This window comes from Vibrio sp. Vb1574, from assembly GCF_033338675.1.
This window is the reverse complement of the sequence record NZ_JAWOTC010000302.1, coordinates 1-1,217: the sequence shown is the minus strand read 5'-3', so window position 1 is coordinate 1,217 and position 1,217 is coordinate 1. Positions and strand designations below refer to the sequence as shown.

Genomic DNA, 1,217 nt, shown 5'->3' with positions numbered 1-1,217 from the left:
GTAACCCAAACAGCGGTAAAACCACTCTTTTTAATGGTTTGACTGGTGCCAAACAGCAAGTCGGTAACTGGGCGGGCGTGACTGTTGAGAAAAAAACGGGTCAATTTAAGCACGCGGGTGATGAGTTTTTACTGACGGACTTGCCGGGCATTTACTCTCTGGATAGCGGTAACGATAGTAACAGTATCGATGAATCCATCGCTTCTCGTGCGGTGTTGACGCACCCAGCTGATTTGATCATCAACGTGATTGATGCCACCAGCTTAGAGCGCAGTCTATATATGACGCTGCAACTTCGTGAGCTTGGTCGTCCGATGGTTGTTGTTCTCAACAAAATGGATGCGTTAAAGCGTGAACGTCAGATGATCAACATTGGTGAGTTAGAAAAGACGCTAGGTTGCCCAGTGATCAGTTTGTCTGCCACTAATAAAGCACAAGTTGCTGAGTTTAAAGAAAAGCTCCACAAAGCCATAGTTCAGGGTGTTGCGCTAAAAGACTGCTCTTTGAATTACGGCGATAAGATGGAAGCAGCGATCGAGCATATTTCTTCTCTATTTAACGATCAAACCGTTTCTCATCGTGCATTAGCGATTCGTGCTCTAGAAAAAGACACGATGGTTCTCAATAGCCTTTCCGATCTTGATAGAAGCAAAGTACTGGAAGCGATTGCGACTTTAGATTTGGATATTGATTTACACGTTGCGGATACCAAATACACACATCTGCACGAACAATGTAAAAAAGTTCGCCGCAGTGAAGGCAAACGCAGCCGCAGTGTTACCGAACAACTTGATCAGTTTATTTTGAACAAGTGGGTGGGGATTCCATTCTTCTTTGTTGCGATGTACCTAATGTTTATGTTCTCGATTAACATTGGTAGTGCATTTATCGATTTCTTTGATATCGGCGTTGGCGCACTTTTGGTTGATGGTGGTCATCACCTATTGGATGGTCATTTGCCAGTTTGGCTTGTGACGGTTATTGCCGATGGTATTGGTGGCGGTATCCAAACGGTAGCGACCTTTATTCCTGTCATTGCGTGTTTGTATTTGTTCCTAGCTGTGCTTGAGAGTTCGGGTTATATGGCTCGCGCTGCGTTTGTACTCGATAAAGTGATGCAGAAAATCGGCTTGCCGGGTAAAGCGTTTGTGCCGTTGGTTCTTGGTTTTGGTTGTAACGTGACGTCAATCATGGCAACACGCACTCTAGACCAAGAA

1 protein-coding gene is annotated in these 1,217 nt (G+C 44.9%); it reads left to right on the top strand.

What is annotated here, in order from left to right; genetic code table 11:
- Positions 1-1,217, top strand: a 1,217-nt coding sequence (gene feoB, locus R7O12_RS25725; protein WP_318126888.1) for a ferrous iron transport protein B, incomplete at both ends; no start/stop codon positions are given.